The sequence below is a fragment of the Pirellulales bacterium genome (assembly GCA_035499655.1).
Lineage (GTDB): Bacteria > Planctomycetota > Planctomycetia > Pirellulales > JADZDJ01 > DATJYL01.
The window spans coordinates 1-9,410 of the sequence record DATJYL010000091.1 but is presented as its reverse complement, the minus strand read 5'-3'; the positions used below and the strand labels follow the sequence as shown (position 1 = coordinate 9,410).

Genomic DNA, 9,410 nt, shown 5'->3' with positions numbered 1-9,410 from the left:
ATCCATTATGAAATCGCTGTTTGACGACGGAGTGCTTTGGGCAGCGAACTTGGCGCTGGCGCCGAGTAACCATCGATGCGTTTCGAAACTGGTCTCGCCCGATTTCAAGCTAGGCGCGTACTTTCGTACAGCGTTGGAGTGATAAGCTGTGCGCAATTCCTGGCAAACCGCTGCTTCTTTGGCATCCTGCTTTCCATCCGGATTGTTGTAATAATTGAGCAGGCTCTCCATGGTTTTCGGATCATGGGCGGCCGTGTTATCCACAAAAATCAATGCCGATGTCACGGGTGTTGCGGAACCATCAATGCGGTACTCAAATTTGATTTCGTTCCCATACTGGTTCTCTCCGACCTTTTCTCCGGGAGCCGTTCGAGGCCAGAAGACGCGACCCACGGTTGGTGCAGGCGGCGAGCCATCGCTGCAGGGCGGAGTATGAGGATCAACACTCGTCGGCAAATGGATTAGCTCATCCGGGTGTTCATCCGGATCCATAATGTCGGGCGTGATTACGGTCAACATCTCGACGCTCGCCGCAGGAAATTGCCTTCCGGAATAAGGCTGGCCAAGCGCCGGGTAAGGCTTAACCGGTCGCTTGCAGCAGATCATATTCCGTTTGATTAAGTAGGCTGTGGGATCGATGAGATCGGAATTGCCGCGCGCCGGCAAAACCTGGCGCTCACAGAGCTTGATCAACGCCACCCGGTGGCCAAGCGGAAATAGAAAGCCTTTATAAGAAACTTGGACGAACGCATCGCGGCCATAGCTAGCCCGATGCGTATATCCCTCGACATTTAAAGCTTCTTGATAGAATTGGACGAATCCTACTTTATCACTAACGTAGGGAGCCGGGGGTTCGCCTTGCCACAGCGAACGCAAATTGGCCTTCAGCGATGAAAGCGTCAAATCGTACTCTTGAAACGGTCGAGGAACCAAAATGCCTTCTTGAGGAACTGATACTGTCACGGTGCCGGTACCGTCTGGCTTTGTGACTTGGTAATCATCAGTGTCTTTGGATACAAAAGCGTAATCGTCTGCGTCAGCGGGCCGAAACACCATTCCCTTGGGATCGTCGATAAACTGTTGTTTCGGATCTGCCGTCGTCGATGATGTCGGATTGGGCGGCCCGTTTTGATCTACTTTCAATCGGCGCAGAGATGGCAGCGCAAATCCGCTGGTCAGCACCAATAATTCCGATCGGTCGCGCGCGGTCAGCGTCGAATAGAATGGAACAAAGTCATTATCCTTGCACCCACCTTGCGCCATGAAATTGAGCTTCGCATCGCGAGCATGGATCACTCTTACACAGGCGTTTGCAGCTTCGCTCGGATTGCTCGCTCGGCGCGAATCCAGTCTCGCGGCCCATAGTGGAACGCGGCTGGATGCTACTGGAGCGATTCGCGGCGTGTTGAACCTTCCCAGCGCGTCAGGTGAGGTAATCAAACCCGAAACAGCTTCAATCTGCGTGATAAACTTAAAATCTTTAGCATGCTCCTTCACTCCCAGTTCCAGCATCGCCTCGCGCCAAAGTACCTGGGCGTCTGTCCGCGAAACATCCTTGCGAAGGCCGACCGCTTCAATCTGAGTTTGTGTATCAGAATCAGGTGGCAACGCCCGGCGGTGCACTGCCAGAGCTAGATCGTTCCAGTCCGTCAAATTTTCGATCGTTAAGTCGAACACCTGGCGATGAGGGTCGTGACAATCGCCCATGCCTTGCATCGCGATCCTGGTGTTCCCGGAGATTAGCGTGTGTGCAAGCTCTTGAGGAGGTTTCTCGAAGACCTCTTCCTCGACATGCTGCGGAGGAAATACCGCAACTAATGTTGGGCAATTGCAAATCGCCTGAAACTTTGCTGGGATGCGACGATCCAGAGATGTAACGCCCGAGCCCGATTTAATCCAATAAGACTTAAATTCAAATACGAGATCGAACAAGTCGGCACTCCGCTTGACGCTCATCTGCGCGTTTTCAAGCGAAGCGTAGAATTTACAGCGATTTCCTAAACGAATAATCGGCAACATTGGCCTGCCAAACGGTCCGCAGGTTTTTTCCATGTCGGAGGGTAGTTCGTTGAAGTCCGATTCCTGGTAATTCGGCTCAGCCGTTCCCTCTCCAATCAAAATAGTCGCGTCAATCCCTGGATAATCGATCGTCCCTGGATAATCGACCATGGCCAGCGATGCGCCCGCTGCAGGAAGATGTGCGCGTAGCAGCCGAATGGGAATTCTGATGCCGTGCATGTTGGCGCCGCATTCAATCCGAACAATAGATTCACCGTTCGAGTCTGGCGGCTCGTCTCGCCGACCATCAATCAAAAACGCCATGCTATCCAGTTCAAAAAATGCTCCGAGCGGCCGCTTATCAATTGATACATTATTCGCCTCATTTTTCGGTGACTCGGCTTCCTTGTTCTGATCCGGTTGGATTTGTTTTGGAGGTGGTGCGAAGGCGGCCGTGAAGTGGACCTGCTCCTGAAATCTGCTAGCCAGCCCCATCACTTGAGAGTAGTCGAAGTGAAGACGGCTTCCTCGTGGGCTCGCGCCGGGACCGATCAATTCAACAATTGCGGGGGCCTCGAAGCGCACGACAGCATCGGCGCTTTTTGGCCCGCCGAATGAGAGCATGCCAAACAGTCCAGTTTTCGGATCTGGCGTCCAATGCAGTGTGTGACTGAATTGATCCCTCTTGGATGCCATGTCCGTGACGCGTGCTAGGGAAAATGGCCTAACAGGCGTCTTCACTTCATTCAGCACAAATAACGCATAGGGCTTTTGGCTGTCGAAGCCGGAGCCTGCCACGAAGGGTGGTATTCTTTCCGACAAATCACTGAGAAAGGAATGCTCAAGATCTCGATTATCAAAACTGTGAAGCAGATGCACCGTGGCGCTTGAAAAGTCGATGCCCCCAGGGTCTTCCGATCCCTTCCCGGGAAAACCAATTCGCAACTGCAACGGCCCATGAATCACTGGATGAAGTACTCGGAGGTGGTCTAAACATTGTTGCTGGTCATGGTTAGCCCCAATGCATAGCAGTTGCAGAATTGAAGTGCCTTTAGGATTCGTCGCAAATATTTCTTTGCCGCCGATGACGAAACGTGGTGGAATCGCCGGTGAGGATTCAAAATCGAAACTCGTCTGTCCGGTCAACCAATCCAGCAGTAGTGGCGGCTCGGCGAGGTCACTCTGCTTTCCGTTGACTGCTATGTCGATCTCCCAACCGTTGCCGGGATTGCGAATCCTCACCTCCAGATCCAAACGCAGATTCGTTCCGGCGATCGTCGCGTACTCTAGACGAATGGTGTAAATCGGACCCGGATCTGTTGTGAGCGTCAGCGTTGGTGCTTTGTTGGCACGTGGTCCGAACGACCTCGTAAGCAATTCCCACCTATAACAACCGACGCTAACGGATAACTTTTGGCCTCCCAGCTCGTCGTCTTTGACTTCAACGGTGGGTTTCGTCTGAATGTCGCTTGCCCATGCAGTGGATGACAACGCTGCGCCGGCGACTGCAAGGAAGCCGCGACGACTGAGCCGCATCGGCGAACTCGCGGAAGTGCCAGAATTCCAAAGAGCACGACTGGCGGACCTCAAATCAGATGATTTGCCCATAAGTTTCAGCTCACCGAACTTGCGTTTTCAATGGATATGGACTGCAATCGCACAGCAATCGATTGCCTATGTGCGCGCGACGTCCGAACACCTCCGAGCCCCTTCTCAATGCCTATCAATGGCTGTGGCTTCGCTGTAGAGGGGCGAAGCCTAGGATGGTTTTGTCTTCAAGCACTAGAATCGGAACTGCCGCCAGAAAAGTCCCGACATTATGGAGCCGCTCGATCCATTTTCAAGAGGGGGGCACTTTGGTGAAGAAATTCCACCCAGAGACCGCGCTTTGAGCCGGAGAGCCGATCATTCGGAACTGGGCCTAAATAAGAATTACAAATCCTGAAATGTAATTTGCTAATTCAGAGATGGCTTTGCCGTTGCGAGAGCGCTAACCTGGCCGAACAATAACAATTATTCGAAGGAGTTCTTACGATGTTATAGGGAAATTAGGGAGCAAGATGTTCAGGGGTGCCAATATTAGCATTACTGGCCTTCCGAAACATTTCCACACGTTGGCAGCACATCCTTTGTGCCGCTGGCAGAACTACCTCCTATTTGTTGTTGCTCTATTTCACCACGCATTACTTTCTTTAATTCAAATGCCGAAGTCCCCAGTGATCTCATTAAACGAGGGATTCGATGTGCAAACAACACAACCACGACGATCGCCACAACGAAAATGTGCAGCGGACTTAGCCATGCAAAGATCATTGGCCACCTCTGAGGAAAGGGATTCATACTTGCAAGAGGAACGAACTGCCTCTTATATAGTCGCCTGGTATCTAAGAAGCAACTAGCACAGTGATCACCTTTCGGCTTGTTTCCCGATAGGCCCGCGCCCCCGCTATACGACCGCTTCGACGAGCCTGTGTGCCATACCATCGGGACCAAGCATTCGCTCCCAAAAACACCTTCTAAAGGCGAAAATGCTAACAGTTTGGACCGAAAGGTGGCTTAAATTGAAGTGATTCAACGACGCAAATCAATATGTCATAAAGGAATACGAGTCAATTGAGAACAGGGTGCTCAGCCGTCCTGGTGAGTTACTTATTCTAGTTCCCCCGTACGCTGCCTGAACCACACTAAAAACCGCACAGTCGAAGACCAAGGAAATCTGCGAAGGCTAAAAAAAGGCCGCCCTCGAGGGGCGGCCGCGGTCGAACGTGTATACACCTGCTCGCAATCCGTCGCCGTAGCCTTTAATCGGGCGGCGGACCACTTGGCCTTATCTTCCACCGGCTGGCTGCCTGGGGTGGACTATTGAGCCGCGTATAGGGATCAAGCACACTTGCTTTCTTCATTGCTAGACCAATGTTCTTGGCAGTACAGCTTGATGTTACGGAGATACCTAACTTTGCGGAAAGCTGTTGACAAGTTAAACCCTGCACGGCAAGTTCGGCGGCCCGCACCGCGCAGCTTATCTCGGCAGACATCGTAAATAAGTCGACCTGCACGTTGATCGGTGCCAAAAGCTCTGCTGGAACAATCTGCTGATTTGCTAATAGGCACTCATCCATGTTCAAAGCTGCGATCTTAACCAAACAAAGTCTAAACTCCGCCCGCAGCACTACCTTATTGTTTCCGAACTGCATATAAGGAAATGCACGAATTGGCCCATCAAGAAGTCTGCGAAGCAAGATTCCGGTCGTGCGATCGAACGTTAATAACTGGGTCGACGCTTCCTGGATTGCAGCAAGAATCTGTTCACGTGTCGGAGGCTTCCGGACATTGGCGATTTCCTTGGACAATTCTTCGGCTCTGGCGCGCAGGCGGATCACCCGATGTTCTTCTTCACGCAATAACTTCAATAGTGATTCTGGAGCCTCCTTGCCATCCGCGATTGCAGCGGCCAATCGTTGGCAGCGACGTTCACGGTTGACAAGTTCTTTTCCTGCAGAGATCAATTCATCTTTTGGACTATCGTCCTCCGCATAGTATTTGCCAACCAGAGCAACAAGATCGTCGCTATGTTCCGTTACCGATAGAATTCGCTCGGATATTGCCCGCGAAATATTTCCATGCGTCAAGAAACGGTCCGCTGTCGCCTTCATCCAGCATTTTCCCTTGCCCACGTTGCTGCAGTAGTAGCCGCCTTTGGTGCGGCTTCCGGCGTACATCTTTCCGCCGCAAACACCGCAAACAAAGATTGTCGACAAAGGTCCACGCGAATCCCGAGGAATGCCAGTTAGCGGGTGCGCGTCGTCGGAAGGGTATTCTTTCCTCGTCCTCCTTCCCGTGATCGCATCATTGGCTCTGAACCAGAGGTCATCAGAAATCATTCGCAAGTGGGGCATCTCCCGGGTCCAGTGTTTTTCGATTGCATTTTTTGCAGCTCTTTTCTTTCCGGTACGCAGTTTTTTCACTTGGACTGTTACACGAAAAGTCTCTACCCCGCGGTATATTGTTCTGCGAATTAGCCTGATGATGTCGGCTTCTGTCCAGGGTGAGTACGTATCTCGACATTTCGGCAGTTTTTGCTGGTCTGCATATTGCACCACCGACCACAATGGCTCGAGGTTGGCGACCCGCCTATATACCTCGTTGGTGACGGGTATCCATTTGGGCTCGATTTCATCGAAGAAAGGTCCTTTCTCGGGTTCCGTGGCCGTGGCCGGAACGGAAGCACGTCGACGATAGCCGGTCCGGAGCGGAGCAACTGCAGCTCCCATCTTCCAGAGCCCTTCCACTGTGCGCTCTAACCGCATTCGCAAGTAGCGATTGGATTCGCAGTGGTGGCGCTGGGCTTCATGGAGCCGTGCCGGCCAATCAGGCTCTGCGGTATCGACGTAATCGTTGATACAAACGACGCGGATTTCGTTATCCACAGCAGTTTCCACTAGCTCGAAGCAAGCACTGTGGTTACGAAATAGCCGGCTGCTATCTTCGCTGAGCTGCAAATCCCATCGTTTCGATTCGATCCCCCTGCGAACTTCATTAATACCGGGTCGATCTTTTAGCTCCCCCGACACTTCCTCATCGGACAGCAGCGTAAGTTCGTACTCGACCTCCATTGCATCAAGAAACTTTTGGCAGAAGCCGAATTGATCGGTGATGCTGCTCGCTTGTTGCTCTGCACTGGAATAGCGGGCATAGATTACAACCCGAAGTTTTCTCCCCGATGGAGCAACGATCGGAACGCGCGGGCGCAACATAAGGCTCTCCTTTGGGGCGACATGGATGTCACCGCCAAGAGAGCAGCTAGTTAGAATCGCGGAGCCTACTTGTCAGATCGTCGCGCCTTTTTGGCGTACAACCCAGCCTCGACAAATGCGTCTAACGCATCCCCTTTGAAGCAAACGCGTTGTGGCAATATTCCGCGAATTAAACTCAGCCCAATAGTTTCGTTCACAATGGTGCAACGACGGTCGCCCCGACTTGACTGGACAAACTGCCCTTCGACGAGCACGTCGAAGGGCTTTCTTATTTGTGGGACAAGAGTTGTGTCGTCGAGTCGGCAGTTCAAAAACACGATTTCCATAATTCGGCGCTTCGCGGCGTAATCTGCACTAAGCCACTCTCTCCTAAGGACTTGTGAAAGTTCAAAAACTTTCACCGCCAACTCCGCAGTTTCATCCCGCGAACGGTCCAACACTTCAAGCTGTAGCCGCAAACTCGCCAATCGGTCCCGCAATTCGGTCTGCTTGCGAGCGAAGGCGTCTTGATCGAGAACATTGTCGATCAGCAGATTCAACAACCGTTCCTGCTGGTTGATCGTCAACGCAACTTGCCGCTCCAATTCCGCCCGTCGAGCCAGGGCATCGGCTTGAGCATCGCGAGTCTGCGAACGCAGCACTTCGCGGAACCACTCCCGCACACCTTCATCCTCAATGCGGATGCGGTCAAAGACGGCCAGCACTTGTTGGTCCAGATCGCGTTCCGTGACCCGCGTTCGCGGATGCCCAGCCACGTTGTAATAGGTGCAGCGGTAATAAACATAGGATCGCTTACCCATCCCGGTCATTTTCGTCTTGCGTTCCCCGGTGAGCGGATGGCCGCAGTAGCCGCATTGGATCAAATCGCTGGCATACGTCAGTTCATGCGACTGATAGACGTGCCCGCCCAGGAGCGCACGCACCCGCTCCCACGTGCCCCGATCCACTATGGGTTCATGCTTGCCCGGATACCATTGTCCCCGGAACTCGACTTCCCCGATGTAGGCCCGATCCCGCAGTATTTCATGGACGATCGCCCGATTGAATTTGCGGGAAGCCGACCGATAAACCCGGCATTCGTCCGACAGTATCTTTACCACGCCATCCAGCGTTTGATTCTCGTAGGCGTACAGATGAAAAATCCGCCGCACATTGTCGGCGGCCGGCGAATCGACTTCTGCCGTGCTGCGGCCGTTTTTCCGCACATTGCGGTAGCCGTAGGGGCCACGGCTGGCAAACCAGCCTTCTTGCACGCGGCGGGCCAAGCCTTCCCGCACATCGACCGATTGTTGTTCGGTATAGTAGCTCGCCATATTTCCCAGCATACGACGAAACATACGGCCGGCCGGATTGTTGTCGGTCGGTTGCGACACCGAAATGAACGGCACCTGATATTCAGACTCCAGCCGTTCTAGTTCCACATAGTCATATAAATTGCGGGCAGCACGATCGACTTTGTAGAACAGCAAGCCGTCCAGTTCGATGGCATGCTTCTTGGCGTAGGCGATCAGTTCCTTGAACGTCTTGCGTTCATCACGCTTGCTGGCGGTTTCGGCGATGCGAAAGAACTTGACGATTTCGCCCCCGGCAGAAGCAGCATAGCGCTTCAGAGCATCTTCCTGAATCTCCAGTGAGAACCCTTCGCGTTCTTGTTCCCGACTACTCACCCGTGCCAGAGCTGCGTATCTCTTCATCGCTACGTCCTCGCGAAAGAGCGCCGAACAACCGACCTACGTTAGTGAGTATTATAACGGCTTCTTCGCGGGATAGAACAGATGTATAGTATGGCTGCCAAGTTTTTATCGTCCGATTGATTAGCTCAGCCGTGATCCAAGAAACGGTCCCGGCTGGAACTGTATCATCAGCGGGCAAATTGCTCGGAATCGGGCGAATTGCGCGCATAATGACACTGGGCTTTCACGACGGATCGAAAATCTTGTAATCGACGCCATGTGACGATCACTCCGTCACACGAGCTTGCGGAATAACCAAATCACGGCTTTCTGCCCAAGCTTCGCGGCTCCGACTGGATTGCGCTTGGCTGCAAAGAATGCAATTGCGAGCAGGATGTAAAAGGTCAGGCTAAAGCTGACCACTGATACTTGGATTAATCGTCCTAGTGCATCGACCATGACTATTCTCCTCTAATTACGTGTGAATGGTGACCAAAATACGATTGACTGTTTTTACTGATGCATCCAGCGCCAGACGAACTTCACGTAGCGGGTGAGTTCGCCTGGATGTTTCTGCGTGAATACACCGAGTTTGTAGAAACCGATGCAACTCACGGTATAGAAAACCAAGTCGAATGGCATTGCTGCGCTCCTTAATTCTCGCTTTCCCTCTCAATTTAAGTACGCTCGCTGTCGAAACTCCTCACGCCGCAATCGCCTGAATCTTGCTCGTGAAGTGCGCTCAGCGCTCCATTTCCCGTTCGTGTTGATGTTCCTGTGGGGTTTGTTCGTGTTGACTATCCCCCAATCTTTGTACCAGTGTTAGTGAGAGAATCGGGGTTTATGACCTGCTCCCCAACTTTGATCCAGTTGGAATGCTAGAAAAATAGGGTTTTCAGCGGGGGCTAGCCCCCGCTGAAAAAATCGCAAACTCCTCCGGTGTCCGCTGTCCCAGCGCACTGTGGGGCCGATGGTGATTGTAATC

General features: G+C 52.6%; 5 protein-coding genes. All 5 read right to left on the bottom strand.

Annotated elements, in window-relative coordinates:
* A partial coding sequence (locus VMJ32_06530) for a hypothetical protein (protein ID HTQ38663.1) occupies positions 1-3,534 on the bottom strand: 3,534 nt, incomplete at its 3' end.
* A gap of 549 nt (positions 3,535-4,083) precedes the next feature.
* Complete coding sequence (locus VMJ32_06525) at positions 4,084-4,311, bottom strand: twin-arginine translocase TatA/TatE family subunit (GenBank protein ID HTQ38662.1); 228 nt, start codon at positions 4,309-4,311, stop codon at positions 4,084-4,086.
* A gap of 488 nt (positions 4,312-4,799) precedes the next feature.
* A complete protein-coding gene (locus tag VMJ32_06520) occupies positions 4,800-6,752 on the bottom strand; it encodes a recombinase family protein (GenBank protein ID HTQ38661.1) in 1,953 nt (650 codons plus the stop codon).
* A gap of 65 nt (positions 6,753-6,817) precedes the next feature.
* Positions 6,818-8,446: a recombinase family protein gene (locus VMJ32_06515; protein ID HTQ38660.1), complete on the bottom strand. Its 1,629-nt coding sequence runs from the start codon at positions 8,444-8,446 to the stop codon at positions 6,818-6,820.
* A 273-nt stretch (positions 8,447-8,719) separates the two neighbouring features.
* A complete protein-coding gene (locus VMJ32_06510; protein HTQ38659.1) occupies positions 8,720-8,884 on the bottom strand; it encodes a hypothetical protein in 165 nt (54 codons plus the stop codon).
* Positions 8,885-9,410 lie beyond the last annotated feature (526 nt).